The sequence below is a fragment of the Deinococcus multiflagellatus genome (assembly GCF_020166415.1).
GTDB classification, from domain to species: domain Bacteria; phylum Deinococcota; class Deinococci; order Deinococcales; family Deinococcaceae; genus Deinococcus; species Deinococcus multiflagellatus.
In genome coordinates, this window is the sequence record NZ_JAIQXV010000009.1 from 92,986 (window position 1) to 117,620 (window position 24,635).

General features: G+C 68.4%; 20 protein-coding genes. 7 read left to right on the forward strand and 13 right to left on the reverse strand.

Annotated features, from left to right (window positions below; all coding sequences use genetic code 11):
- Positions 1–69 precede the first annotated feature (69 nt).
- On the forward strand, positions 70–1,920 hold the full coding sequence (locus K7W41_RS12350) for a CHAP domain-containing protein (RefSeq protein ID WP_224608845.1): 1,851 nt from the start codon (positions 70–72) through the stop codon (positions 1,918–1,920).
- A gap of 537 nt (positions 1,921–2,457) precedes the next feature.
- Positions 2,458–5,130, forward strand: a complete 2,673-nt coding sequence (alaS, locus tag K7W41_RS12355; protein WP_224608848.1) for an alanine--tRNA ligase — start codon at positions 2,458–2,460, stop codon at positions 5,128–5,130.
- Positions 5,131–5,379: 249 nt separating this feature from the next.
- Here alaS and K7W41_RS12360 read toward each other — a convergent pair whose 3' ends face one another.
- The 5 genes from K7W41_RS12360 to K7W41_RS12380 all read right to left on the reverse strand — a co-directional run bounded on the left by K7W41_RS12360 (position 5,380) and on the right by K7W41_RS12380 (position 12,173).
- Complete coding sequence (locus K7W41_RS12360; protein ID WP_224608852.1) at positions 5,380–10,278, reverse strand: DUF4132 domain-containing protein; 4,899 nt, start codon at positions 10,276–10,278, stop codon at positions 5,380–5,382.
- A gap of 1 nt (position 10,279) precedes the next feature.
- Positions 10,280–10,684, reverse strand: a complete 405-nt coding sequence (locus tag K7W41_RS12365; RefSeq protein WP_224608855.1) for a hypothetical protein — start codon at positions 10,682–10,684, stop codon at positions 10,280–10,282.
- A gap of 120 nt (positions 10,685–10,804) precedes the next feature.
- Positions 10,805–11,362: a class I SAM-dependent methyltransferase gene (locus tag K7W41_RS12370; RefSeq protein WP_224608858.1), complete on the reverse strand. Its 558-nt coding sequence runs from the start codon at positions 11,360–11,362 to the stop codon at positions 10,805–10,807.
- The gene (locus K7W41_RS12375; protein WP_224608860.1) at positions 11,359–11,715 is read right to left on the reverse strand and encodes an MmcQ/YjbR family DNA-binding protein; all 357 of its coding nucleotides are present in this window, start codon (positions 11,713–11,715) and stop codon (positions 11,359–11,361) included. The genes K7W41_RS12370 and K7W41_RS12375 overlap by 4 nt, the downstream gene beginning before the upstream one ends.
- Positions 11,716–11,900: 185 nt before the next feature.
- On the reverse strand, positions 11,901–12,173 hold the full coding sequence (locus K7W41_RS12380; protein WP_224608863.1) for a hypothetical protein: 273 nt from the start codon (positions 12,171–12,173) through the stop codon (positions 11,901–11,903).
- A 70-nt stretch (positions 12,174–12,243) separates the two neighbouring features.
- Here K7W41_RS12380 and K7W41_RS12385 point away from each other — a divergent pair, with 70 nt between their 5' ends.
- Positions 12,244–13,203, forward strand: a complete 960-nt coding sequence (locus K7W41_RS12385) for a metallophosphoesterase family protein (RefSeq protein ID WP_224608866.1) — start codon at positions 12,244–12,246, stop codon at positions 13,201–13,203.
- Here the strand turns inward: K7W41_RS12385 and K7W41_RS12390 are convergent.
- The gene (locus tag K7W41_RS12390) at positions 13,200–13,853 is read right to left on the reverse strand and encodes a hypothetical protein (RefSeq protein WP_224608869.1); all 654 of its coding nucleotides are present in this window, start codon (positions 13,851–13,853) and stop codon (positions 13,200–13,202) included. The genes K7W41_RS12385 and K7W41_RS12390 overlap by 4 nt on opposite strands.
- A gap of 307 nt (positions 13,854–14,160) precedes the next feature.
- On the opposite strand from K7W41_RS12390, the gene K7W41_RS12395 reads away from it, so the two are divergent.
- On the forward strand, positions 14,161–15,351 hold the full coding sequence (locus K7W41_RS12395) for a macrolide family glycosyltransferase (RefSeq protein ID WP_224608872.1): 1,191 nt from the start codon (positions 14,161–14,163) through the stop codon (positions 15,349–15,351).
- A 45-nt stretch (positions 15,352–15,396) separates the two neighbouring features.
- Here K7W41_RS12395 and K7W41_RS12400 read toward each other — a convergent pair whose 3' ends face one another.
- Both K7W41_RS12400 and K7W41_RS12405 read right to left on the reverse strand, forming a co-directional pair.
- The gene (locus K7W41_RS12400; RefSeq protein WP_224608875.1) at positions 15,397–15,642 is read right to left on the reverse strand and encodes a hypothetical protein; all 246 of its coding nucleotides are present in this window, start codon (positions 15,640–15,642) and stop codon (positions 15,397–15,399) included.
- Between the two features lie 77 nt (positions 15,643–15,719).
- Positions 15,720–16,580 (reverse strand): sulfurtransferase, encoded by an 861-nt coding sequence (locus tag K7W41_RS12405; protein ID WP_224608878.1) that lies wholly within the window; start codon positions 16,578–16,580, stop codon positions 15,720–15,722.
- Positions 16,581–16,719: 139 nt separating this feature from the next.
- On the opposite strand from K7W41_RS12405, the gene K7W41_RS12410 reads away from it, so the two are divergent.
- Entirely contained in the window at positions 16,720–17,163 is a 444-nt protein-coding gene (locus tag K7W41_RS12410; protein WP_221089491.1) for a SufE family protein, read from the forward strand.
- A 369-nt stretch (positions 17,164–17,532) separates the two neighbouring features.
- Here the strand turns inward: K7W41_RS12410 and rdgB are convergent, their stop codons facing one another.
- From rdgB to rraA, 5 genes are all read right to left on the reverse strand, one after another.
- The gene (gene rdgB, locus K7W41_RS12415; protein WP_224608940.1) at positions 17,533–18,153 is read right to left on the reverse strand and encodes an RdgB/HAM1 family non-canonical purine NTP pyrophosphatase; all 621 of its coding nucleotides are present in this window, start codon (positions 18,151–18,153) and stop codon (positions 17,533–17,535) included.
- A gap of 102 nt (positions 18,154–18,255) precedes the next feature.
- Positions 18,256–19,629: a D-alanyl-D-alanine carboxypeptidase/D-alanyl-D-alanine-endopeptidase gene (locus tag K7W41_RS12420; RefSeq protein ID WP_224608880.1), complete on the reverse strand. Its 1,374-nt coding sequence runs from the start codon at positions 19,627–19,629 to the stop codon at positions 18,256–18,258.
- A 205-nt stretch (positions 19,630–19,834) separates the two neighbouring features.
- Positions 19,835–20,848 carry a 4Fe-4S dicluster domain-containing protein gene (locus K7W41_RS12425; protein ID WP_224608883.1) on the reverse strand — a complete coding sequence of 338 codons (1,014 nt, stop codon included), beginning with the start codon at positions 20,846–20,848 and terminating at the stop codon, positions 19,835–19,837.
- A gap of 139 nt (positions 20,849–20,987) precedes the next feature.
- Entirely contained in the window at positions 20,988–21,377 is a 390-nt protein-coding gene (locus tag K7W41_RS12430; RefSeq protein ID WP_224608886.1) for a YbaN family protein, read from the reverse strand.
- 71 nt (positions 21,378–21,448) lie between these two features.
- Complete coding sequence (gene rraA, locus K7W41_RS12435) at positions 21,449–21,967, reverse strand: ribonuclease E activity regulator RraA (RefSeq protein WP_224608889.1); 519 nt, start codon at positions 21,965–21,967, stop codon at positions 21,449–21,451.
- A 335-nt stretch (positions 21,968–22,302) separates the two neighbouring features.
- Here rraA and K7W41_RS12440 point away from each other — a divergent pair, with 335 nt between their 5' ends.
- The gene (locus K7W41_RS12440) at positions 22,303–23,280 is read left to right on the forward strand and encodes a LacI family DNA-binding transcriptional regulator (RefSeq protein WP_224608892.1); all 978 of its coding nucleotides are present in this window, start codon (positions 22,303–22,305) and stop codon (positions 23,278–23,280) included.
- On the forward strand, positions 23,277–24,512 hold the full coding sequence (locus tag K7W41_RS12445) for an ABC transporter substrate-binding protein (protein ID WP_224608895.1): 1,236 nt from the start codon (positions 23,277–23,279) through the stop codon (positions 24,510–24,512). Before K7W41_RS12440 ends, K7W41_RS12445 begins: the two co-directional genes overlap by 4 nt.
- The last annotated feature ends 123 nt before the right edge of the window (positions 24,513–24,635 follow it).

A 24,635-nucleotide genomic window follows, 5' to 3' on the forward strand; every position in this document is an offset into this window, starting at 1 on the left:
CCTCATTTGCGGCGCGCGGGGTCAGGCCTCTTGGGTACCCTGAATGCACAACCGGTCAGGAGGTTCCCCATGTTTTCCCCAGAACAACGACTGAGCAACGACGGCGGCAAGCCCGCACCCAAGCCCCAGCAGCCCGCCGCGCCCATGGCCCTGAAAAAAGCCCCCAAGAAATGGGAACGCACCTTTGTGGGCAAGGGCAAGGACGTGAAGTTTCAGCTGCGCATTATCCGCGATGAAGGCGGGCGCCTGATTGGCCGCTATATGGCCACCCCAGGGAGCGGGGCGGGGTGGCACGTCGAGGGCGTGATCCGCGAGGACAACACCTTCGTGCTGAAAGGCACCGACAACAACGCCGAATTTGCCGGCCAATTCAGCCCCGACGGTAAAAAGATCACCACCAGCTTCAACAACAAGACTTCGAACGGTGAATTCAAGGTCGAGAGTATGCAGATGGGTTTTGTGGTGATGCCTCCGAGGGTGGCGCCAAAACCGACCCAGCAAAACTCAGAACCCAATACTCAGGGACCTGGAGTATCGGGGCAAGGCGGACAACAAAATGATTCAAATATTATGAGTTGGGAAGAGACCATATCACAAGAGATGAGGAATAAGCTTCCAGCCTTAGCAGAGCCAGGATTCTTGAAGGAATTACAAGGTCTATGCACAAGATTGGGCATTCCACGAGACCTACTTCTAGCAGTGATGGCATTTGAGTCTGCAGATGCTCAACATGGGACTCGCGGTTTGGATCCGACTGCCGATAATGGACTAGGCTACTATGGCTTAATTCAGTTTGGGGCTGCAGCCGCAAGGGATTTAGGTATAGTCGATCCAAAAAAGTTTGCAACGATGTCCGCCACACAGCAATTACCCTATGTAGAAATTTTCTTGAAACAGCATGGGGTTCTCAAGGCTGTGGAAAAGGCCAAGCTAGAGAAAAGAAATATAACTCTTGAAGAAATTTATATGAGTATTTTGGCTGGTAGCTCATCGGCGGCATATCGCCCCGTTTGGAAGACGAGATCAGCTAGTCCCGATGGTTATGACAATAACTCAGGCTTGGATAGCAATAATGATAAGCAGATTACTCCCACAGAGGCTGCCGATGCAGTAAGACTACATTGGAGAGATGTGTTCGGTAATAATATCGACAGCAGAAGCAGGAACATAGAAAGAGTATGGTATAACGAACTCAATCCAAGGAATGGAAAACTTGAAAGGAAGTGGAAGGTTAAGGAACACGACACTGTATTTTCAGAGAAACTCAACCCTACTTTTGGGCCGATCACACAAAACCCTACCCAGAACAATTCTCAACCAAGCACTACTGGGGCTGCAACATTTAAATTGCCTTCTGCAGCACGAAAAAGGGAGATCGTTCAACAGCAGGATTGGGGAGCAGAAATAGGCTCCTTAGATGGAGTGGCGGCATACTATAACGATGGTCGAAAGGACGCCAACGAACAAGCGGAAGGTAATAGAAATTACTCCAAAGATGGAAAAAACTATGAATATGGACTTAAATGGCAGTGTGTAGAGTACGTTCGTAGATACTATTACGATGTATTAGATGTTAAATTTGTTCCTAGATCCGGCGATGCGCAAGATTATTTTGATAAATCAACACCGGATGGCTCTACTAACCCCGCAAGAAGCCTAAGGCAGTTTAAAAGTGGTGGTCGAGAGAAGCCTAAATATCAAGACCTCATAATATTTGGACCGAACAAATACTCAGGGTATGGGCACGTAGCAATTGTTGCGGCAGTTACGGAAAATAAAATCACGATAGCGCAACAGAATGTGGGCACCTTGTTCAAGCAAGATATTGATTTAGAAACGTTTACATCGGGCGGAGTGAAAAGATATAGACTTGGCAAGGATTTTGCAGATCTTAACTTGTTCGGCTGGTTACGCAAATGAGAAGGTCACTTCCTCTTCTAATTCTACTAGCTGGCTGCTCAAATGCCGTCAACATGAGTCCTTTATATAATATTTCAGAAATAAAATATTCTTCATTTTGCAAGATATATCAATGTAGATTGAAGTATTCGCAGAATAATATATATATATTCGCCTTATCTCATAATAAGATAAGGCCAGGAAGCGAGCTCTATGTAAATTTGAACCGCTATTACTTGAACAGATTCGCAATTGACCTTCCTAAACGAAGCCTACTCAATGGACCAACTCCAGACGAATCTGTTATGCTTAAGAGCTTTTTTAGTTGGATGGGACTTCCCAACTTAGACCTCAAAAAGGACATTTTAGCTTCTTCGGCTCTTGTCGATCAAGAGACTGTAGATTATGCCGAGATACGCAAATATGTTTTCAAAGACGTTAAAATGTCGGCATATATAAAAAGCTCGCCTGATTCATCTCTGAATGTCGATAAGGGCAGACTCACATATGGAGTTATGCCCTCTGGAGATTTCCCACCTTCACGCTAGACTCTCCCCTATGTCCACCCCGCTCTCCACGGCCCAGATTCGCGAGAAGTACCTGCAATTCTTCGAAAGCAAGGGGCACCTGCGCCTGCCCAGCCACTCCACGGTGGCACCCGATCCCACCACCCTCTTCACCGTGGCGGGCATGCAGCCCTTCAAGGCACAGTTCATGGGAGCGCCAGCGGTCTTTGATGGCGTAGCCAGCAAGCGCGTGACCACGGCGCAGAAGTGCCTGCGTATTGGCGACATTGAGAACGTGGGGCGCACGCTGCGCCACTGCTCGCTGCTGGAAATGCTGGGGAACTTCAGCTTTGGGGACTACTTCAAGCGCGAGGCCCTGACCTGGGCCTGGGAATTCCTGACCAGCGCGGACTGGATGGGCCTGGACCCCAGCAAGCTGCACGCCACGATTTACCAGGATGACGAGGAAGCCTTCGCCATCTGGACCCAGGAGATTGGTCTGCCCCCCGAGCGGATTCTGCGCTTTGGGGCCGACGAGAACTTCTGGCCGGCAGACGCACCCAAGGAAGGCCCGAACGGGCCCTGCGGTCCGTGCAGCGAGATCTTCTATGACCGTGGCCCCAAATACGGCGACGACACCTGGGCCGAGTACGCCGACACCCGCGAGAGCGCCCGCTTTCTGGAAATCTGGAACTGCGTGTTCCCCCAGTATGACCGCCAGGACCCACTGCCCGACGGCACCCCGGTCCTGAAGGACTTGCCGTTCAAGAACATTGACACCGGCATGGGCCTGGAGCGCATTGCGACGGTCGTGCAGGATGTGTACGACTTCTACAGCAACGACGTGTTCGCGCCCGTCATCGCCAAGGTGGCAGAGCTGAGCGGCCAGCCCTACGAGGGGCCGCAGAACGTGTCGCACCGCGTGGTGGCCGAGCACACCCGTTCGGTGAGCATGGTGATCGCCGATGGTTCGGCGCCCAGCAACACCGGGCGCGGCTATGTGGTGCGCAAGATTCTGCGCCGCGCCTCGCGCCACGCCTACCTGCTGGGCCTGCGTGAGCCCAGCCTGTACCAGCTAGTGCCCCTGGTGGTCGAGCGCATGGGCGAGGCCTACCCCGAACTGCGCGAGCACCAGGCCAAGATAGAAGCCACCATCCGCGCCGAGGAAGAGCGCTTCCTGAAGACGCTGGAGGGCGGCATTCAGCGCCTGGGCGGCCTGCTGAGCGGCATGCAGCGGGGCGATGTGCTGTCGGGCGAGCACGCCTTCGTGCTGTACGACACCTACGGCTTCCCGGTGGACCTGACCAAGGAAATTGCCGAGGAATACGGCATCACCGTGGACGAAGCCGGGTACGCCGAGAGCCTGGAAAACGCCCAGAACATTGCCCGCGCAGGCAGCAAGTATGGCAAATCCGAGCTGTTCGGCAGCAACCAGGAGGCCCTGGACGGCCTCTCCCCCACCGAATTCGTGGGCTACGACGACTTGCAGGCCGAAGGGCAGGTGCTGGCGCTGGTGGGCGCGGGCGAGCGCCTGGAGCATCTGGCGGCGGGCAGCGAGGCCACCGTGGTCCTGTCGCGCACCCCCTTCTACGCCGAGGGCGGCGGCGAGGTGGGCGACACCGGGCGCCTGGAGTGGGAAGGCGGCGCTGGCCTGGTGCGCGACACCCGCAAGACGCCCCAGGGTGTGTTCCTGCACGACGTGCTGGTGGAGGAAGGCGAGTTGCGCGGCGGCATGACTGTGCGCGGCGTGGTGTCTGGTGAGCGGCAGGCCATCCAGCGCCACCACACCGCCACCCACCTGCTGCACGCGGCGCTGCAGGCGGTCCTGGGCAGCGGCGTGGCCCAGAAGGGCTCGCTGGTGGCCGCCGACCGCCTGCGCTTTGACTTCTCGCACGGGGCAGCCCTGAGGGCCGATGAACTGGCCGCTGTGGAAACGCTGGTGAGCCGCTGGATCAGCGCAAACTTCGCGGTGTCGTGGCAGGAGATGCCCATTGCCCAGGCCAAGGCCGCCGGGGCCACCGCCCTGTTCGGCGAGAAATACGGCGAGACCGTGCGCGTCGTGAGCGTGGAAGGCGACGTGAGCTACCACGGCCAGCCCGTGAGCAGCAAGGAGCTGTGCGGCGGGGCCCATGTGCGCCGCACCGGCGACATTGGCGCGTTCGTGCTGCTGAGTGACGAGAACGTGGCGGCGGGCGTGCGCCGCGTGGAGGCCCTGGCGGGCGAGGCCGCCACCGCCTGGGTGCGCGAGCGCCTGAACGCCGCCGCGAAGGTGGCGGGCCTGCTGAACACCAGCCCCGAGGGCCTGGAAGCGCGGGTGTCTGGCCTGCAGGGCCAGTTGAAGACCGCCGAGAAAGAGGTGGCCGCCGTCAAGCGCCAGCTGGCCGAGGCCCAGATGGGCGGTGGGAGCGCAGCGGCCCAGACCCGTGAACTGGGCGGGTTCCAGGTGGCCGCGCTGAAACTGGCGGGCATTGAAGGCAACGAACTGCGCGCCGCCGCCGACAAGCTGCTGGACCAGAGCGGCGCCGATCTGGTGGTCGTGGCCGGTGACAAGGGGCTGGTCGTGAAGGCCACCAAGGCCGCCGTGGGCCGGGGCGCACACGCCGGGCAGCTGATCGGCAAGCTGGCGGCGGCCGGCGGCGGCAAGGGCGGCGGCCGCCCGGATATGGCCCAGGCCGGCATTACCGACGCCGAGGCGGCGCTGGGGGCGCTGGACGGGGCGTTCTAAGGAAAGATTCCTTCACCCCTCTCTGGCGGGAGGCCCGCTGCAAGTGGCTCTGCGCGGCTCCCCAGGAGAGAGGGTCGAAAAGAAGAATTCAGAGCGACCCCGGGGACACACCCGGGGTCGCTCTGAATTGGCGTGGGCGAAATGACGACGCCGACCGCTTGTTGACCCTGGGGTGGCACGGCTCCCCGCGCTGGGCCATGAGCGAACAAGCCCTCATGGCCCAAAGCCCATGGCTCATGGCCCCTCCCCCTACCGCAACTGCTCCAGAATCGTGGGATCCTGAATCTTGCGGTCCTCGGCCAGCAGCAGCACCTTGCTGACCACCTCGGCCGTTTTGGGATCGGGGTCGGCAAAGGGGAGGAAAATCCGGCCCTGGTGCTGATTGTGCACCGGCACGATGCACAGGAAGCCCCCCGGCTGGCGGTGAACGGTGCCGCTGCCCAGATGAACGGTGTAGCGGGCGTGGTGGCCGTCAATCAGGGCGTGGTCGTTCTCCAGGCGCACGTTGCCCAGCTTCAGCAGGCGCAGCGTTTCGCGCAGCAGGGCGGCGCGCATCTCGGTGGTGCTCTGGCTGGCTTCGGGGTCCACGCCGCCCACATGGGCCACGCTGACCACCAGGTCCAGGTCGCGCATGGTTTCGCTGAACACGCGCGGCGGGACTTCTGCCAGGGGCAGGGGTTCCGTGGCGCCGGGGCGCAGGAAATACGCGGCGTGCAGGGGCGCGCCTTCCACCTCGTTGGGGGTGCCGTAGCCCACGCTGGTGTCCACCCAGACGCTCAGGCCCTCGGCATGCCACGTCTTGCGCACGCCTTCTTCAGGGACCGCCACCCAGCCGCGCGTTTTGAACAGGGCCGCCGCCTTGCCGGGCTGGACGTGGTGGCCGTCGTATCGGGTGGTGCGGCGGGCGCCCTGCTCGGCCCCAGTGAGGGGGTAATACTCGCGGAAGGCCTGCTTGAAGGGCTGCGTCACGCCGCGCGTCATGATGTCCTGCTGAAGCTGCGGCCACTGCCCGCCCACGAACAGGTCATGCGGGTGCGCCAGGCGCAGGGCGTGGTCGGCCAGGGGGACGGGACCGCCGGGCGTGTCCAGCGCGTCTCCCTGCCACCAGCCCACGGCGGCCTCGTTCAGCACCCACAGCAGCGAGCGCAGCATGGGCGCAATCACCGGGTGCCCGGCCAGGTCGCGCAGTTCCTGGGGGGTAAAGAGGTCGCCGCGCACCATCGCCTCTTCCAGGGCCCCGCGCATGCGGCGCTGGGTGGCGCCCAGTTCCCTGACCGCCTCGCGCAGGGCCACGACTTCGGGGTGCTTTTTCAGGGCGGCGGGCAGCGTCTTCAGGCTCTTCTGGCCGCGTGCCACGGTCAGGCTGGCTTCACCGCCTGCGGTGAGGTGGATGCCCACGGTCACGTCGCCTTCGGTCACCGTCTGGGCCCAGTCGGGGGCCATGCGGGCTTCCATCGCCCACATTAGGCGCTGGGGGTCGGCGTAGCCAGCGGTGCGGGCCAGGTTCTGCAGGCCAATGTCGGCGGCGAGGCGTTCGCTGGCCTGCTTCTGCGCGCCCCACTGCCGGGCCTCGCGGCGAAAGTCGCTGAGGAGGCGGTAGCGGGCTTCCAGTTCGCGGGCGGCCCTGGCGGCGCCCCGCCCCAGGGGCAGCAGGCCCAGGGCGCGCACGGCGTCCTGGTGGCGCTTCTCGCGGATGCGGGTGGTGAGTTCGGCCGCCGTCACCTCGCCGCGCAGGGCCTGGGCGTACAGCTCGGCGCGTTTGTGGCCGCCGCTGCTGGAGGCATATTTGGCTGCGCCCAGCAGCGCCTGAAAGCGTGCCTTGCCCAGCACCCGGTGCAGGCGGTGAAACCACGCCACATCCACCGCGCCCGCCATCAGGTCTTCGGGGGACAGGGCGGTGCGCTCGCTGATCTGCACCTCCCAGTCCTCGCGGATCTCCTGGGGCACGCTCCAGTTGGTGTCGCGGGTGTGGGCGTGCAGCCAGTAGACCCCGTCCTGCAGGCCGCGCCAGCCCAACGCGCCCGCCACCAGCGGGGCCCACTGCGGGGCAAACATCGCCAGGTCCAGCAGCCGGGCCTCGCCCAGCCCGGCCTCCTGCGCCAGCCGGGCAAAGGTGGCGGGGGTGTCGCCGGGCGCCGGGAACGCCACGCGAATGAGGTGGCTGAAGGTCACGTCGCGGCTCTCGTTGCGGCCCTGGTAGCCGCGCTTCAGCGGGTTCTTGCCCAGCGCGGCCAGCAGGCGCAGGGCTTTCTCCGCGCCGCTGACGGACTGTAGGGCCAAGGCCGCCGGGGTGGCGGGCGTTTCCAGGTCGCCGCGCACCGCTTCCACCTCCAGCACGCGGGCGCGCACGGCGTCCACCGCCGCCTGCCAGTCGGGGTGGGTGGGCGTGCCCTCGCGCAGGCGGCGCCGGGTGAAGGTCGTCAGGTCGTCAAAGTCGTTGCCGTAGTAATAGCCGGTGCGCTCCGGGCGTGGGCCGATCAGCTGATCGCACAGGTCGGCGCGGCCCGCCCAGCCCTGCTCGTAGGCGCGCAGCAGCAGGGCCGTGTCCGGGCGGCGGCGGGGCAGGTGGGGAAAGGCCGTTCCCTCGTGCAGGGTCAGCTGCCACAGGCGCCGCTCCTGGGCCGGGGTCAGGCCGCCGGCGTGCCTGGGCCGCAGCGGCGAGAGCAGGTCGCGTGGGTCCTCGCTGCGCCAGGAATAGCGCGGGTCGGTGAGCATCTGGGCGTCTTGCGGCAACCCACTCAGGGCCGTGGCCCAGGCGTCCAGGGCCAGATCCACGTCCGCAGGGGTGCCGAAGGTGGATTGCAGGTGGCCCGCGACCGCCTGCACCCGGTCCATGTGGGCCAGCCGCAGCGGCACCAGCGGGCCCAGCGTGCGGTGCAGGGTGGCGCGGCGCAGGGCCTGCCGGGTTTCGGCGGTGCGGCGGGCCTGGGCGCGTTCGGGGTCGGCCTCGGCATCCTCTTCCCCCGCCAGTTCAGCCAGCACGTCAGCGAGGGCCTCGTCCTCCTCGGCCTCGGCTTCCAGGTCCGGCAGGGTGCTGTCCTGGCGGGCCACGAAGTGCGACAGGGCCCAGGCCATGCGGGTCAGGTCGCCGTCCTGCGCGCCGGGGCGCCCGGCCCACCAGCCATGCCACAGGTCGGCCAGGGGCATGGGCTGCTCTGCGCGGGGGCTCAGCAGCCAGCCCGACACGTTGCCCAGCAGCGCCGTCTGCTGGCCGTCCCAGCCCAGGCCGGTCAAGGGGGTCTCACGGTGCGCCTCGATCAGGGCGTCCAGCGCGCGCAGCAATTCGGCGCCGCGCGCCACGTCTGGGGCAAAGTCGCCCTCCACCGGCACAGGCGCCTCGGGGCGGGTCAGGGCCGCCGGGTCAAACAGGCCCAGGCCGTCGCGCAGGCTCAGCTGGCTCTCGGGCTCGGTCAGCGCGGCCAGCAGGGTCTGTTCGGTGACATTCTTCGGCTTGAAGTCGGCGGGCGGCGTCCCCCCCACCTCGCGCAGCAGTTGCAGCCCGGCCTGGCGCTGCTCGGTGTTCGTCTGGGCCAGCAGGCGCCCGGCGCTCTGGGCCCCCTGGGCCTGGTCGGCCGCCAGCAGCCGGATCAGGCCCCGGCGCAGGTCGGCGCCCCGGCGCCTCAGCAGCCCTTCGAGCACCGGCACCTCGTCTGGCGTGGGCGAGAGGTGGGCCATGATCTCCACCGCCGTCTGCGCCACGCTGCCCACACGGTCTTGCAGCAGGGTCAGCAGCAGGTCGCGGGTGGGGGCGTCCAGGGGCTGAGGGGGCGCAGCCTTTTCCTCCGGCTGTGGGGTATGACGCCGCCGCAGATGCCACAGCGCCGCATTCTTGCCGCTGCTGCTCATCTGGTTCAGGTAGGGCGCCAGAATTGCCAGAGGGGCGCCCCCCACCAGTCCGGGCAGGCTGTCCATCGCGTCACTGCGCGCCGGGATGTGGCCCAGCCAGGGAAACAGCAGCGGCTCGTGGCGGGCCTGGGCGGGCAGGCGCCCGGCGTAGGCCACGAACGCGTCAAAGGGGGGCGCGTCCTGCGCCGCCTGGGCGTAGGCGTGGGGCCGCCCCCCGGCCAGCGCGGCGAGGCGCAGGTCCGGGTCGGCCAGCAGCGCGCCCAGGTCGGCGGGCGTCAGGGCGTCCGCCGCTTCCAGAAACTGCACGGCGGCCATGCGGCGTTCGGGGGCCGGGTCAGTCAGCAGGGGCTGGGCCAGGGCGGCGGCCTCGCGGGCATCGGCCATCGCCAGGGTGTACAGGGCGAGGTAGGCGCCCACACCGCTGCCGCCAGCGACGGCGGCGCGGGCCGTGGCGGGGTCTTCCAGAAAGCCCAGGGCGGTCTCCAGGTGGGCGCGCACCACCTTCAGGTCGGTCACGTCGTAGTTCAGGCCAAACCACACGCACGCGGCGCGCAGGGTCGCGGCAAAGCGCAGCAGGTCTTCCCGCAGAATCAGGCGCAGCATCCGGGTAAACGCGCTCAGACTGGCCTCGTCCACCGTTTCGAGAATGACCTGCCGCAGCCCTTCCTGGCGCTGGGCGGCCAGCAGCAGGCGTTCGGCCAGCGCCCAAGCGTCCTCGCGGGTGCTCGACAGCAGGGCCAGGGGGACATGGCGCCCCATGCGGGCCACGGGGTGCTCGGCGCCGGCCGTCTGGCGCAGCACCTCGAACACGTCCTCGTGCCCGTCGCTGATGGCCTGCCCCAGCAGCAGGCCCAGGGTCTGCGACTCCCAGGGATTCAGCAGACCGGCGTGAACGGCAAACCACGCGAGGTCCTGCGGGTAGTCGCGCGTGGCCTGCCAGGTCTGCCACAGCCAGTTCAGGGCGTGCCGGGCCATACGGCGGTCGCCCGGGGCCCGGAAGGCGCGCCGGGCGTAGCCCTGCGGGTAGGGGTGGCGGGTCAGCAGGGCGGCCAGGGCCGCAGCGGCTACCTCGGGAAATTGCGGAAAGAACACCTGCGCCAGCGCCAGCCGCTCGGCGGGGGTGCTGGCGTGCAGGTGGTCAGTCAGGATGTCTTCGCGCGTGGGCGGCCCTTCGCGCTCGGGGCGGTGCTCCACCTCGGCGCGCACCAGCTCGGCCAGGGGAGCGGGCAGGGTGTCCAGCCGCGCCAGAAAGGCCGGCTTCCAGGGCTGCTGAAAGGGGCGCAGGTACTCCTGAACGTCCATCTCAGCCCCCCGCCAGCGCGGTCAGGCGCACCAGCAGCAGGGTGCTGTCGGGGCGCAGGGTCAGCGGCGCGTCCAGGGCCTCGACCTGCTCGTCGTCCACGAACACGTAATACAGGCCGTCGCCAAAGCCGGTCAGGGCGGTGCGCACGGCGTCCTCGGTGGTCACGGTGCCACCCGGCGCCTGGGGCGAGGTGCTCACGCGCCCGGTCAGGGTGGCCTCAGACAGTTCGCGCTCGGTCAGCACGCGCAGCACGCCCACGCTGTTCTGGCGCTCGTGGTAGGCCGCCACCTCCTGCTCGACCAGATGGGTCAGGAGGCTGCGCAGCGTCTGCGGCCCAGCAGGCACCTCCAAGGGGCGGCGTTCAAAGGGGGTCCGGCGACCAACAATCTTGGTTTCGACAATCATGGGCAACCTCGCAGGGGAATGGTGGTGCTGTTCACCATCCAGCTTACCCGGCCAAATGGAATATGTAAATAGCGTAATCCGGTCCAGCCAGTTTGTTGGGGCTGAATGGCGGCTGGGGGCCTAGCCCGGCTTCACCGCGTCCAGCAGCACGCTGGTAAACCCGGCTGGGCCCTGACCCCGCCGCCACGCCTCGTTGCGGTGGTCCAGCCGGGCCGTGCGGTACACCGGGCCGTCGTCCGGCGACCAGGGCTGCTGGTGAAAGGTGCCGCCCGCATCCCACCATTCCAGGGGCTGGACCTTGAAGCCCGCCGCCGTGAAAAGGGGCGCGAAGGTTTCGAGCGTGTACAGCACGCGGTGGTCATGGGCGGGCCCCGGGCCACCGACCGCGACCAGCGCCTGATAAGCGGGGTCCGGATGGTGCCCGTCCGGCACGGCCACGCGCAGGCGGCCACCGGGCTTCAGATACTGAAAGACCAGCCGCGCCGCCTGCGCCCCTTCTTCCGGCCACAGGTGCTCCCAGACGTGCTCGCACAGAAAGGCGTCGGCCAGGGTCCCACCAAAGAACCGCTCGAAACTGGCGGGCTTCAGCAGGTCCAGCGTGGCCTGCTGCGTGGGCACCCAGCCCGGCCAGCGCTGTTCGCCAGCGCCCAGGGTGATCCGCACAGGCCCCTCGCTCATAGACCCAGTTCAGCCCGCGCGGCGCGGGTCAGGCCAGCGGTGACCAGGGCGTGGCTGCCGCGCAGCAGTTCAGCCACCAGTTCGTCGGGCACGGTACCGTCCAGGGTCACCGTGATCCAGTGGCGTTTGTTCAGGTGATAGCCCGGGGCGATGGCGGGCCACGCTGCGCGCAGCTCGTCCCCCTGCTCTGGGCGCACCTTCAGTGACAGGGTCAGGGGCTCGGCCTGGATGTCGGTCAGGGCGTACATCTTGCCCCCCACCTTGAAGACCAGGGTGGTGGCGTCAAAGGGAAAGGTTTCCTGCGAGCCCGTCAGGGCGGCGCACGCGGCGCGCAGCTCGGCCATGGACTTCATGGGCCCAGCTTAGGGGCAAAGCCGGAGGCGCACCCGGCCTGCCGCGCAGCGCCGGCCCCCTCAGCACAGAGAGCAGCGTGAGAAGTGATGCGGTCCGAGCGGACCTCAACCCTCAAAGCCGGTCCAGCGCTGTCCTCGCCGGCCCAGAAGGCCACCCATGCTGGAACGACTGGCTGCGCTTGCGCTCAGCTCTCTGTCGTCGGGTCCAGGCCCTCGGCGCTCTCCAGGGCCAGGTTCGCTTCCGTCATGGAGGGGTCGGCGCCGCCCACCAGGGCGGTCACTTCCGCGCTGCTCAGGCCGTCGCCACTGGGCTGGGGCACGGCGGGGGCCGGGGGCAGGTGGTCCGGCGCCGGCCCCTGCTCGGCGGGGCGGTGGTCGGCGGCGGGGGCGGTGTGGGGTGCCAGGGTGGGGTTCACGGGCAGCGCGTCTCTGGGGGTGGTGGGGTCGTCGGGGGTCATGCCCCAGCCTGACCCGCTCCGGTCAGCCCCGGCTGATGATTTGCTCAAGACCCCATGAGACAGTGCGGCCATGCCGCTTCCGCGCCCCCCGCTGGCCCTGCTGCTGCCCGCCCTGCTGTCGGCCGCGCCGCCGCCAGCGCCCCCGCTGCGGCTGGCGATTCTGGGCGATTTCAACGGCCCCTACGGCGCCACCACGTACCCGGCGCTGCTGGGCCGCGCCCTGGCGCAGGTGCAGGCGTGGCGACCCGACGCGGTGCTCTCGCCCGGCGATCTGGTGGCCGGCCAGAGCCCCCGCCTGAGTGCCGGGGAGGTGCGCGCCATGTGGGCCGCCTTTGACCGCGAGGTGCGCGCCCCGCTGGCCCAGGCGGGCCTGCCTTTCGCCTTCACGCTGGGCAACCACGACGCTGCCCTGCCCGGCGACCGCCGCGAGGCCGCGCGCTACTGGCAGGCGCACGCCCCGGCCCTGGCCTACGTGGACCGCGCGGGCTTTCCCTTTCGCTTCGCGTTCACGCTGGGCGGGGGGCAGGTGTTCGTGGCGTCCCTGGACGCCAGCGGGCCCACGGTGGACGCCGCGCAGCGCCGCTGGCTGGCGGCCCAACTGGCCTCGGGGCCGGCCCGCGCGGCGGGGGTGCGGCTGGTGCTGGGCCACCTCCCCCTGGCCGGGGTCAGCGCCGACAAGAACCGCCCTGGCGAGGTGATCCGCGAGGCCGGGGCGCTGCGGCAGGTGATGGAGGACGGCAACGTGCTGGCCTACCTGCACGGCCACCACGCGGCCTTTTACCCGGGGCGACTGGGCGGGCTGAACGTGCTGTCGGCCGGAGGGATTGGGGGCCGGGCCTACGTGGGTTTTCCGGGCACCGCGCGCAGCACCGTCACGCTGCTGAGCGTCTGGCCGGCGCAGGGCCGCGCCACCTTTCACACCGTGGACGTGGCAACGGGCAAGGCTATTCCCACCGAGACGCTGCCGGCCCGCCTGGAGGGACTGGGCGGGCCGCTGGAACGGGTCGGGCGTTTTGAAGGGGGGCGTTAGGCCTTGTGCCCGCCCGGCGCCGCGCTGTCGTCCCCGAAGCTCCAGATATCCAGATCGTCCAAGGCGCTGCCCAGGCCCTGAAGCTGTTGCAGGTCCTCGGCCTTCACAGGTTGGTTACGCACATCGTCCACCTGCCCGATGGCGCGGGCCATCACGTCCTCGGGAACGGCGGCCATCAGGCGCTTCAGTTCATCGGGGGTCACGTCCAGCAGGGCGTCGGACAGCACCTCGTCGGGCACGTCGGCCTGCACGGCGGCGCGGGCGGTCGCCACGGCTTCGGCGCTGACTTCGGGGCGAATGGCGTCGGGGTCGTCCAGGGCAGCGGTGCCCGGAGGGGTCAGGAACGCGGGGGCCGCCACAGCGGGCACTGTCACGGCGGTCGCTGCCACGGCCGGCGCCACAGGGGCGGCAGGCGGGACAATGGGGGCCGGCGCGGCCTGGACCGGGGCTGGCGGCACAGGGGCGGCCGTCTGGGGCGGCAGGGGGCTGACCACCGGGGAGGGGGCGGCCGGGGTGGGCACCACGCGCACGCCCGAGGGCCGGTCCGCCGGGGTGGCCGGGGGCGCGGCGGGGGGACGGCGGCGCCGGGCCAGAGCCCAGACCAGAGCGAGCGCAGCCAGCACGGCCAGGGCGACAAGAACTCCCATCATGCCTTTAGCCTAGAGTGCCGCCTATGACACTTTTCTGAACCTTGGGGCCGCCCGCGCTGGTGGCTGGTCAGAGGTCGCAGGTGCATCAGCGCAAGAGGGGCCAGCGAAACCCAGCATCGGCGCCGTTTCTCGAAAGCGGCCCAGCAAAAAAGGCGACCCGCAGGCCGCCTTGATTTCTTCAAGATAGAGCGGTATTCAGGCCCTGTCAACCTATGCACCCGCCTGCCCTGGGCCCGAAGGGGCACCACCACCGAGGCTCTAGACCGTCAAGCGGCCAGCGGCCGGACGCGGCCCGTAGAGTGTGGGAATGAGTACCATTGTTGTCTTTACTCTCTCGGCGCTGGGGCATGTTCACCCCACCCTGCCCATCGTCAGCGAACTCGTTCAGCGTGGACACCATGTCGTGTACTACTGCGGCGAGGAAGTGCGCGCGAAAATTGAGGCCACGGGCGCCACCTTCCGGCCCATTGCCTGGGATTTCCGGTCGGTAGAGCGCTCACAGCAGCCCCGCCTGAGCGCCTACGCCCTGGCGCAGGCCCACTGCGCCGCCGCGCTGCTGCCCCAGCTGCTGGCCGAAGTCGAGGCCCTGGCGCCTGCAGGCGTGCTGGCAGACTTCATGTGCCTGTGGGGCCGCATGGTGGCCCGCACGCTGAAGCTGCCCCTGGTGAACATCAGCAGTGGGTTTGCCCTGGGGCCAGGGGTCCTGCCGCCCCGCCCCATGCTGATGGCCCTGGACGTGGGTCCCGCGCCGCTGCCCGGCGGCCGGGAGGTGCTGGAACTGCGCCGCCTGACCGCGCAGCTGGCCCGGCAGTACGCGGCCCCGCCCATGCAGACCCAGTTTGATCTGCTGTCCATGGACGGTGACGACGTTCTGGTCTGCACCGCGCAGGCCTTTCAGCCGCGTGGCGAGCGGTTCCCGGCGCACTTTCACTTTATCGGGCCGTCGGTGGCGCCCCGCGCCGAGCAGCCGCCGACATTGGGGCCGCTGGACGACCGGCCGCTGGTGTACGTGTCGCTGGGCACGGTGTTTAACCGCAAGCCAGACTTTTTCCGCCAGTGTGTGGCGGCCTTTGCCGACGGCGCCTATCAGGTCATCCTGTCGGTGGGCGACCGCACCGATCCTGCCGTGCTGGGGCCGCTGCCCGACCATATTCAGGCGCGGGCCTACGTGCCGCAGCTGGAGGTGCTGTCACGCGCCAGCGTCTTTGTGAGCCACGCGGGCATGAACAGCGTGTCTGAAGCCATCTCGCAGGAGGTGCCGGTGGTGGCGGTGCCGCAGGCTGCCGACCAGTTCACCATTGCCCAGCGGGTGGCGCAGCTGGGCATTGGCCGCACCCTGCAGCCTTTCCAGCGCAGCGCCCGGCAGTTGCGGGCGGCGGTGGACGCCCTGGTGCACGATACGGCGGTGCGGGGCCGGTGCCGCGATCTGCGCAGGGCATTTGAGCAGGCCGGGGGGCCCACCCGCGCGGCGCAGATTATTGAGGCGCGGCTGGCCTGAGGGGAGCAGAGGAACGCGCCCAGCCGATGAGAGCGCTCCTCCTGCCTAACCGTCTTCCCCAGTCCAGCGTCCGGCACCGTGCCCGGCCAGCAGGTCCAGTTCCCAGGCCAGCGCGTCGTAGAGGTGAGCGGGCAGGCCGGGCCACAGGGCCGCCCCTTCAAAAGCGGCCTCAATAGTCCCGAACCGTTCCTGCCGGCCAGCAAAGGACAGCCCCACCTGGCCGCTGGGCAGCACGTCCAGCCTCAGTTCGCCTTTCTCAGCCTGAATCCGCACCAGTGATCGCCGCACCATAGGGGCCAGCGTACAGGACGCGGGCCGCAAAAGCGGCCAGCCCTGGGAGGGACTGGCCGCGCGGAAAAACCGAGGTCTTACGCTTCGCTGTAGGTTTTCTCGATGGGCATGCCCACGGCGTTGCCCCATTCGGTCCAGCTGCCGTCGTAGTTGCGCACCTTGGGGTAGCCCAGCAGTTCGCGCAGCACGAACCAGCTGTGGCTGCTGCGTTCGGCAATGCGGCAGTAGGCAATCACGTCCTTGTCGGGGGTCACGCCTTCGCCTTCGTACAGGGCCCTCAGTTCCTCGGCGCTCTTGAAGGTGCCGTCCTCGTTGGTGGCCTTGGCCCAGGGAATGGAGCGGGCGCCGGGAATGTGGCCGCCGCGCAGCACGCCTTCTTGCGGGTAGGCGGGCATGTGGGTCACCTTGCCACTGAACTCGTCGGGGCTGCGCACGTCCACCAGGGCGCCCGCGCCACTCTTGACACTCTCTAGGTGCGCCTTGACCTCGTCGCGGAAGGCGCGCAGCGAGTCGTCGCGGGTCAGTGCCGGGTACTGGGTCGCCTCGACCTGGGGCGCGTCGGTGGTGGTCTCGCGGCCCTCGGCGATCCACTTCTGGCGCCCGCCGTTCATCAGCTTCAGGTTCTTCACGCCGCTGTAGGACAGGAACCAGTAGGCGTAGGCGGCCCACCAGTTGCTCTTGTCGCCGTACAGGATGATCTGGTCGTCGGGCCCAATGCCCAGGCGGCCCAGCAGGGCACTGACTTCCTCGGGGGTAATGAAGTCGCGCTCCACGGGGTGCCACAGGTCGGTCTGCCAGTCCAGCTTCACGGCGCCGGGAATGTGGCCGGTGTCGTACAGCAGGATGTCTTCATCCACCTCGATGAGGCGAACGCCGGGGGTGTTCAGGTTCTGGGCGACCCAGTCGGTGCTGACAAGAACGTCTTTCGCGTAATCCATAGGTGTGCCTCCTGCGGCGGGCGCGGGCCCAGCTCAATTTGCCCCCGGATTGTACCCTTCGGCCACAGTTATTGACAAAAGTGGTCAACTGGACAGCCCACCCCATTCCCCCGCCGGGGCGGGCGCTACAGTGGCGGGCATGACCGAGAGCGCGCCCCTCCCCGAAAAGCTGCAGAGCATCGTGAATCTGTTCCGCAGCGCGCCCAAACCGCTGCGGCTGCAGGCCCTGCTGGAATACAGCAAGAAGCTGCCCGGCCTGCCGGAGAAGTACCTGGAGCACCCGGAGTTCCTGAAGCCCGTGCCCGAATGCACCAGCCCGTTTTTCCTGGTGACCGAGCAGGACGAGGCTGGGGGCATGCACCTGTATTTCAAGGTGCCCGAGGAAGCGCCGACCGTGCGCGGCTACGCGGGCATTCTGCATGAGGCGCTGGACGGGGCGCGGCCCGAGGAGATTCTGAATATTCCGGACCAGTTTTATATGGACATGGGGCTGACGGAGTTGATCACGCCGATGCGGCTTCGGGGGATGGGGGCGATTTTGATGCGGTTGAAGACGGATGTTCGGGAGCATGGGCAGGGGTAGGTGAGGTTGCCCCACCCCCCCAGCCCCCCTACCCCAGAGGGGCAGGGGGGAGCGGCGCTGCGCTGGGCAAGAGTTTTTACTGAAGTTGGATGGCTTGCTCCATTCAGTAACGTGTCTGGCTTCGACGCCATCCGCTGGTAACGCGCAATGGCCCGCGCCCTTCGGGCACGACGGCCTCGTCTGGACCTGGGCGGTCGAGGGGCAAGACGGCTTGGTGCGGCCCAGGAGGTTCTACTTTTCAAAACAAGGGTGGGCACGGGGGTTCAGGCGTGATCGCTGAACAGCACGTCTCTGGCCCGACGAGTTCCATACCCAGAACAACGCCCACCTCATCCTTTGCGGGATGGGGTGGGCGGTTGCTTCTGGGCTTTATTCGTTGCTTGTGGTGGGGACGGGGCGGGCGGGGGGGCCTTCGCGGTAGGCGTGGGCCAGGGCGGCCAGGGCCTGGCCCCGGTGGCTGATGGCCCGCTTTTCGGGCACGGTCATTTCGGCGAGGGTGCGGGTGTGGCCGTCGGGCACGAAGAGGGGGTCGTAGCCAAAGCCGCCGTCGCCGCGCGGGCCTTCCAGCAGGGTGCCGTGCAGTTCGCCCCGGTAGGTTTCAACGTGGCCGTCGGGGTGGGCCAGAATCACCACCGACACAAATTTGGCGCGGCGGTTGGCCTGGCCGCGCAGCTTGTCGAGCAGGTACACGTTGCGCTCTACATCGCTGTTCCAGTTGCCGTAGCGCGCCGAATACACGCCGGGTTCGCCGCCCAGGGCCTCGACTTCCAGGCCGCTGTCGTCGGCCAGGGCGGGCATGGCGGTCATGTGGGCCACAAAGCAGGCTTTCAGGGCGGCGTTGTCCTCGTAGGTGCGCCCGGTTTCCTCGGGCAGGGGCAGGCCACTCACGCTTGAGAGGGTCCAGTTCAGGCCAGACAGCGCTTCTTGTATTTCCCGCACTTTCCCGGCGTTGCCGGTGGCCAGCATGACCTTCATCCCTGCGTCGTTCATCACGCCCCCGAGTCTAGGCGATGCCCCGGCCAGCATGTGAAGAACTCCACGCCCGGCCGGGGGGCGGCCCGGTGGGGGTATCAGGGCCTAGCGATCTGGGAGTCAGTAGCGCGCCGCCAGGGCCTGCACCAGTTCGTCCTGCAAGGCGCGCAGGGTCAGGATGGGGACCTCCTCGGGGCCGTTCATCAGGATCGCAAAGGCCAGGGGGTGCCCGCTGCGGCCGGTCACGTAGCCGGCCAGCGCACTGACCCCGGGCAGGGTACCGGTCTTGGCGCGTACGTCCAGCCCCGCGCCCAGCAGCCGCCGGGCCAGGGTGCCGCCGCGCCCGTCGTGCTCGGGGACGTTTTCGCCGGTGCCGGCCTGGGGCAGGGCCTCAATGAAGGCGTTGCCCCGCGTACGGTACAGAGCGCCGGGCAGGCCCGTCTTGCCGGGCAGGGGGTGGGGCAGGTCGTACTGGACGCGCAGCACCGTGACCAGGGCCCGCGCGGTCAGGCGGTTGTCGCGGCTCAGGCCGCTGCCGTCGGTGAGGCGCACGCCCCGCAGGTCCACGCCCACGCGGCGCAGCCACGCCCGCTCGCGGGCCAGGGCCCCGGCCAGGGTGCCGTTGCCGCCGGGGCGGTGCGCCAGGGTGGCGAGCAGTTCTTCGGCCCGCAGGTTGTCGCTGGGGCGCAGCGTGGCGGCCAGCACCCGCGCGGGCGAGGCGCTGCGCACACTGGCCACCCCCTGCTCGGGGCGCTGGGCCAGCGGAATGAAAGGGTCCGGGGGCAGCGGGCGGCCCCGGTCGTCTGTGCGGGCGGGGGGCACGTAGGGCCGGAAGGGGGCGGCGCGCCCAATCTGCGCCGAGGCGACAGAGACGCCAGCGCGGCGCAACGCCTGCACCAGCGCGGCCCCCAGGCGCGCGTGGGCCTCGGCGGCGGTGGCGGGGGGACGGACGTGCCACTCGGCCAGCCGCAGGGCGGTCATGGGCAGACCCAGCGGGGTCTGTGCCCAGGGGCCACCCAGCGGCGTTTGGTCCAGCCGCACCTCCCCCACCTGCCGCACGCCGTGGGCGTAGGCCTGCTGCGCCAGGGCCCGCAGGCTGTAGGCCCCCGTGACCGCCAGCGTGGGGTCGCCGCTGCCGCGCAGGGTCAGGTGCGACACCTGCGCGCGGCCCACCTGGGCGGCGGGCACCGTCAATTCGGCCGTCCAGACCCCCGACGCCCCGCCGCGTTCGTCCAGCACGCTGCTGGCCGTGATCAGCTTGACCGTGCTGGCGGGAATAAAGGCGTCGTCGGGGGCCTGAGCTTCCAGCACCGCCCGCGTGCGCAGGTCCACCACCAGCACCCCCGCGCGCACCCCCGGCGGCAGCTTCGAGAGCACCCCGCGCGCCGGCGCACCCAGGCCCGGCTCGCGCGTCAGCCGCACCGTGTCGCCCCCCTCGGGCGCCTGGGCGCCTGCGCTCAACAGACAGAACAGCAGCAGGGCAGCGCGGCGCATGGGGGACAGGATAGAGCAGGGGGGCGGGGGTGGCAGATGGCAGATGGCAGATGGCAGATGGCAGATGGCAGATGGCAGATGGCAGAGAAACTGCCTAACGCAGCCCGGCGGGCCTGTCAAGCCCCGACCTTCCCGCCCACCGCGCACCGCGTCCCGCCTCCCTCTTTTCCCACTTCCTACTTCCCACACCCCACTTCCCACACCCCTACATCACCGAATCGCTCTCCCGCAGCAGCAGCGGCGCGCGGAAGGCGGCCGGGCGCCAGTGGGTCTGGGCGTGGATGGCCTGGGGGGGGCAGGACTGCAGGCAGGCCATGCAGCCGGTGCAGGCACTCAGGTTCAGCAGCAGGTGCACGCCGCCGTCGGGTTGCAGGTCGCGGTCAATGGCGCCGGTGGGGCACACGTTGGCGCACACCGGGCAGTCAATGCAGGTGTCGTCCACCAGCGGGGCGGGCCAGGAAATGGCGGCGTCCTCCGGGGGGGCGGGCTTCAGGCTGCGCGCGCGCCACACCCATTCCTGGGGGGTGCGCTCTTCAGGCACGCTCCAGTCCACGAACGGCAGGGGCTGCTCGGGCAGGCTGTGGGCCACCTGCTGCTTGCCCGCACGGAACAGGGCCCCAAAGGCCCCCCGGCGCGACACGGTCAGGGCCCGCGCCCCGTCCTCGGGCGCCGCGCGGCGGATGGTCACCCGGGCGGGCTGGCCGGTGGGCGCGCGCAGGCGCTGGGCTTCGTCCAGCACCCGCTCCAGACGGGCCGGCACATCGGGGGCGCCCACCGGGCACGCGGCGCAGTCGCCGTGCAGCAGGGTCAGCGGCGCGCCCCAGGCCCCGGCGGCCGACAGCAGCGCCGGGGTCACGCGCCCCAGGCAGGGCAGCGCCGGGCCGCCCGCGCCACTCGGGGCACAGGTGAGGCTGGCGTCGGGGCCAGGGCGGCTGCTGGGAGCCTGCTGGTCTTTGACCGCTTGCAGGGCCGGTTCCAGGTTGTATTCCAGAGCGCCGCTGGGGCAGACCTGCACGCACAGGCCGCAGCCGGTGCACTTGGCGGGGTCAATCTGCACGCTCTGGCCCAGCGGGCCCAGCTCGATGGCGCCGTGCGGGCAGGTGCGGTGGCAGGCGTCGCAGCCCCCCACCGCCTGACGTTCCAGCAGGCAGCGCGGGGCCGTGAAGCGGGGCAGGGGGTTGGTGGCCTCGTCCAGCCGGGCCAGGACTCCGTCGAGCATTGGGGCAGTCTACGCGCGGGCCGGGCCGGCACACCGTGGCGCAGCGCGGGGTGTGGGGCGGGGGAAGTGGAGGCCGGCAGGGAACAGCGGCGTGGGCAGGACCCCGCTCCTGGCGTCAGCGTGGCCTGGGCTGCCACCCTCAGCGCCGTGTGGGGACCCGCAGCGTGATGTACAGCACGCCTGAGAACCCCAGCAGCACCCAGACCACCTGCCCGGCCAGCACCGGAATGCGCCCCACGCTGAAGGCCACCGCCAGCACGATGCACAGGCAGGCCACCCATTTGGCCCGCAGCGGCATGCCCCGCCCCGCGCGGTAATCCTGCACCAGCGGCCCCACCACCGGGCGCGAGAGCAGCCACGCCTCCCAGCGCGGATCGCCGCGCGAGAAACAGGCGGCGGCCAGCACGAACCACACGGTGCCCGGCAGCCCTGGGAGCAGCAGGCCCAGCACACCCAGGCCCGTCAGAACAAAGCCCAGCGCCACCCACAGGGGGCGGATTTTGGGGGGCGCCGGCGGCAACGAAGCCATAGCCCCCAGCCTAGCCCAGTCCCAGGGGGCCCAGCCTCAGGTTCAGGCACCCAGGAACAGGGCCGCGCCCCTTAAGCCGGCAGCACCACGATGCCGTCTTCATCGGCGTGCAGGCGGTCACCGGGGCGAATGGTGACGCCCGCAAACGTGACCGGCACGTTCTGCTCACCCTGCATGGCCTTGCCGCTGCGGCGCGGGTGAGCAGCCAGGGCCCGCACGCCCAGCGGCAGGCAGCGCAGTTCAGCGGTGTCGCGCACGCAGCCGTGGACAATGACACCGGCCCAGCCGTTTTGCACCGCCAGATCGCCCAGCAGCCCGCCCAGCAGCGCGCAGTTCAGGCTGCCGCCACCGTCCACCACCAGCACGCGACCCTCGCCGGGGGTGGCCAGGACGGCGCGTACCAGTGGGTTGTGCTCGTGCACCCGCAAGGTCACCGCCGCGCCGGTAAAGCGGGGGCGGCCCCCATAGTCGGCCAGCAGCGGCAGAAGCACCTGTGCGTCCGGGTAGAGGTCGCTCAGGTCGGTGGTGGGCAGGTCCTGGGTGGGCAGATCGGCGCTGAGGGGCTCGGGGCTGGCGGGGTTGGGGGTCATGCTCCAGTGAAGCAAGCCGGCCAGCGGAGAGGCCGTACTCCGCAGGGAACAACAAGGGAGCGGGGGCAAGAGGTGGAGGCGGCGTGCCTTTGCCCAGCCTGCGCCACGGCCCTGGGCACCCTTGGGCCCCAAGCGCGACTTGACAGGCGGCACTTCCGGAGTACGATGGTTTTGTAACCGCTTACAGTTTCTGGGCCGCTGGGCCTGTGCGTTGTCCTGCTTTGCCTTCAGTGCGGCATCAACTTCTCTTCGCGCCCGTGTTGTAACCGGTTACAGTCTGCCCACTCCCCTCACCTCTCCCCCGCCAGCGGCCTGGGCCCGCCAGAATCGGAGCCATGACCCCCACGACCCGCGCCACCATCGACGACATCGCCCGCGCCGCTGGCGTGAGCAAGGGCACGGTCAGCCGCGTGCTGAACGGCCACAGCACCGTGGCGGCGCGCACCCGGCAACGGGTGCAGGACGTGATGGCGCAGCTGAGCTACGCGCCGGACCCGGCCGCCCGGCACCTGAGCTGGCGCACCGGGCAGACGCTGGGGCTGTCGCTGGACCGCGACGATCCGCTGCTGCACCCCTACCATGTGCTGTTTCGCCGGGCGCTGGAAAGCCAGACGGCCCCGCAGGGCGTGCAACTGGTGGACCTGCGCGCCGACCTGCAGGGCATGGCCCGGCTGCCCAGCGCGGTGCTGGTGATGCACGCCGTGGACGGCGACTCCCGCCTGAGCTATCTGGCGGCCCAGGGGGTGCCGGCCGTGCTGATCGGGCACCAGCCGGGGGCCTTCTGGGTGGCGCCGGACGATGTGGGCGGCGCGCGGCTGGCCACGCGGCAGCTGACAGGCGCGGGCCACCGCCAGCTGGCCTACCTGGGGGCCGGGCCCAGCCAGGTGGCCCAGGACCGCGAATACGGCGCGCGGGACGCGGCGCGCGCCGCCGGGGCCACCCTGCAGACCATTGCCAGCGATTTCACCGTGCTGGGCGGCTACCGCGCCGTACGCCGCGCCTGGGAAGGGGGGCTGCGCTTTACCGGCCTCTTTGCCCAGAGCGACGAGAGTGCCGCTGGCGCCGTGGCCGCGCTGGACGACCTGGGCGTGCGCGTGCCGCACGAGGTCAGCGTGGTGGGCTTTGACGGCCTGCCCGAACTGCCCATTCCGCTGAAACTGACCACTGTCGCCCAGGACATTCCCCGCATTGCCGCCACCGCCCTGACCCTGGTGCAGGAGGCCATTCGCGGCCTGCCCGCGCGGGGCGAATTCATTCCTGTGCACCTGATGCCCGGCGCCACTGTCGCGCCACCCCCCGGAGGGACGCCATGAAAAAGACCGTGCTCCTGAGCCTCGCCGTGCTTGCCGCCGCTGCCGCCCAGACTGCGCAGGCGCAGACCACCATCAAGATCAACGGCTACGGCGGCACCGACCCGGCCGTGGTGGGCGACCTGATCAACCGCTTTGTGAAGCCCGCGCTGGCCAAGGACCGCATCACCGTGGTCTACGAGCCGCTGCAGGGCGACTACAACAAGGCGCTGACCACCCTGCTGGCGGCCGGCAACGCCGGGGACGTGTTTTACCTGCCCGCCGAGACCATTGACGGCTTCGTGGCCACCGGCAAGGTGCTGCCGCTGAACGGTCTGGTGAACACCAGCCCCTTTATCAAGAGCCTGAACAGCGCCTTTACCCGGAACGGGCGCCTGTACGGCGTCGCCAAGGACTTCAACACCCTGACCCTGGTGTACAACCGCGACCTGTTCGACGAAGCGGGCGTGCCCTACCCCAACAACAACGACACCTGGGCCACCCTGCAGACCAAGCTGACCACCCTGAAGCAGAAACTGGGCCCGGACTACGCGGGCATCTGCCTGCAGCCCAACTGGGACCGCTTTGGGGCCTTTGCCTTTGCCACCGGCTGGCAGCAGTTCGACAGCAAGGGCAGAACCAATCTGGCCGATCCCCGGTTCGTGGAAGCCTTTAACTTCTACACGGGGCTGGCGAAAAACAAGGTGGGCGTGCAGCCCAGCGAGGTCAGCGAGGGCTGGACCGGCGGCTGCCTGAAAACCGGCAAGGTGGCGGTCGCCATAGAAGGCAGCTGGATCGTGAACTTCCTGCGCGACAACGCCCCGAACCTGAAGTTCGGCACCGCCCTGATGCCCAAGTACACCAAGACCGGCACGCGCGGCAACTTCCTGTACACCGTGGGCTGGGCCATCAACAGCGGCACCAAGAACCGGCAGGCCGCGCTGAAGGTGCTGAACATCCTCACCAGCCCGCAGGTGCAGCAGTACGTGCTGGAACAGGGCCTCGCCATTCCCAGCCGCACGGCGCTGACCAGCAACGCCTACTTTAAAAAGACCGACCCCGGCGCCGTGAACAGCCGCCTGGTCTTCGACGGCGCCGACGACGGCAACGTGCGCGCCTTTACCTTCGGGCCCCAGGGCACCGACTGGAGCAAGCCGATCAACGAGGCCCTGGCCGCCGTGCTGAGCGGCCAGAAGAGTGCCGCCGACGCGCTGAAAAAAGCGCAGGCCGACATGAGCACCTTCCAGAACCGCTGAGGGACGGATAGGCCCTTGCCCCTCTCCGCTTCTGGGCCTCAGAGCGCTGCCTAGCGGAGAGGGGGCCCCGGGAGGGTGGGTGAAGGGACAGGCACGTCCCCTCACCCCACCCCTCCTCACCAC

Coding starts and splice junctions, on each gene's coding strand:
- rraA (WP_224608889.1), bottom strand. CDS start 21,967: ATGACCCCCAACCCCGCCAGCCCCGAGCCCCTCAGCGCCGATCTGCCC.
- K7W41_RS12365 (WP_224608855.1), bottom strand. CDS start 10,684: ATGATTGTCGAAACCAAGATTGTTGGTCGCCGGACCCCCTTTGAACGC.
- K7W41_RS12410 (WP_221089491.1), top strand. CDS start 16,720: ATGACCGAGAGCGCGCCCCTCCCCGAAAAGCTGCAGAGCATCGTGAAT.
- K7W41_RS12350 (WP_224608845.1), top strand. CDS start 70: ATGTTTTCCCCAGAACAACGACTGAGCAACGACGGCGGCAAGCCCGCA.
- K7W41_RS12370 (WP_224608858.1), bottom strand. CDS start 11,362: ATGAGCGAGGGGCCTGTGCGGATCACCCTGGGCGCTGGCGAACAGCGC.
- K7W41_RS12445 (WP_224608895.1), top strand. CDS start 23,277: ATGAAAAAGACCGTGCTCCTGAGCCTCGCCGTGCTTGCCGCCGCTGCC.
- K7W41_RS12425 (WP_224608883.1), bottom strand. CDS start 20,848: ATGCTCGACGGAGTCCTGGCCCGGCTGGACGAGGCCACCAACCCCCTG.
- K7W41_RS12380 (WP_224608863.1), bottom strand. CDS start 12,173: ATGACCCCCGACGACCCCACCACCCCCAGAGACGCGCTGCCCGTGAAC.
- K7W41_RS12360 (WP_224608852.1), bottom strand. CDS start 10,278: ATGGACGTTCAGGAGTACCTGCGCCCCTTTCAGCAGCCCTGGAAGCCG.
- K7W41_RS12420 (WP_224608880.1), bottom strand. CDS start 19,629: ATGCGCCGCGCTGCCCTGCTGCTGTTCTGTCTGTTGAGCGCAGGCGCC.
- K7W41_RS12375 (WP_224608860.1), bottom strand. CDS start 11,715: ATGAAGTCCATGGCCGAGCTGCGCGCCGCGTGCGCCGCCCTGACGGGC.
- K7W41_RS12390 (WP_224608869.1), bottom strand. CDS start 13,853: ATGATGGGAGTTCTTGTCGCCCTGGCCGTGCTGGCTGCGCTCGCTCTG.
- rdgB (WP_224608940.1), bottom strand. CDS start 18,153: ATGAACGACGCAGGGATGAAGGTCATGCTGGCCACCGGCAACGCCGGG.
- K7W41_RS12405 (WP_224608878.1), bottom strand. CDS start 16,580: ATGGATTACGCGAAAGACGTTCTTGTCAGCACCGACTGGGTCGCCCAG.
- K7W41_RS12385 (WP_224608866.1), top strand. CDS start 12,244: ATGCCGCTTCCGCGCCCCCCGCTGGCCCTGCTGCTGCCCGCCCTGCTG.
- K7W41_RS12395 (WP_224608872.1), top strand. CDS start 14,161: ATGAGTACCATTGTTGTCTTTACTCTCTCGGCGCTGGGGCATGTTCAC.
- K7W41_RS12400 (WP_224608875.1), bottom strand. CDS start 15,642: ATGGTGCGGCGATCACTGGTGCGGATTCAGGCTGAGAAAGGCGAACTG.
- K7W41_RS12430 (WP_224608886.1), bottom strand. CDS start 21,377: ATGGCTTCGTTGCCGCCGGCGCCCCCCAAAATCCGCCCCCTGTGGGTG.
- alaS (WP_224608848.1), top strand. CDS start 2,458: ATGTCCACCCCGCTCTCCACGGCCCAGATTCGCGAGAAGTACCTGCAA.
- K7W41_RS12440 (WP_224608892.1), top strand. CDS start 22,303: ATGACCCCCACGACCCGCGCCACCATCGACGACATCGCCCGCGCCGCT.